Source organism: Jeotgalicoccus sp. S0W5 (assembly GCF_011634875.1).
GTDB lineage: Bacteria > Bacillota > Bacilli > Staphylococcales > Salinicoccaceae > Jeotgalicoccus > Jeotgalicoccus marinus.
In genome coordinates, this window is record NZ_SIRQ01000025.1 from 1 (window position 1) to 542 (window position 542).

Below are 542 nucleotides of genomic sequence, written 5' to 3' on the forward strand. Positions count from 1 at the left end.
AAATCAGTATTCAGAATATATGCTTTGGTGTTATTGATTGGCTTACCGATTGGCACTGTGTTCAATATTTCTTCTTTATTGAACTTCCACATAGTCGCACCGACGGTGTTTTCTGTTGGACCATACGCATTAATATAAATATCTTCCCAAGGTTCTATTAATTCCTTAGTACTAGCAGAACCTGCCACAATTAACCTTTTTAAAGAAGGGAAATCGCTACGTTCAAAATGTTTCAAGTATGTGGGAGGCAAAGTCGCCATGGTGATTTCATGGGTGTTTAGAAATTCTTTGAATAATTTATAGTCATAAATGACGTTTGTAGATACTGGATAGAGAGTCGCCCCATTTAACAAACATTTAGCTATTTCTTCAATTGAAGCGTCAAAAGATATATTGGCAAATTGACACATTCTGTCGTCATTTTCGATTCCTAAGAATTTTTTGAAATGATAAACGAGATTCACAAGGCTCTGATGTTCTACCATCACTCCTTTGGGTGTCCCCGTGGTCCCTGAGGTGTAGATCACATAAGCCAGATGATC

Annotated in this window: 1 protein-coding gene; it reads right to left on the bottom strand. The window is 37.3% G+C overall.

The genetic code is table 11. The annotated features are described in order from the left end of the window. Window positions 1–485, bottom strand: a 485-nt coding sequence (locus EYB29_RS11265; RefSeq protein ID WP_240921870.1) for an AMP-binding protein, incomplete at its 3' end; no start/stop codon positions are given. Between the last annotated feature and the right edge of the window lie 57 nt (window positions 486–542).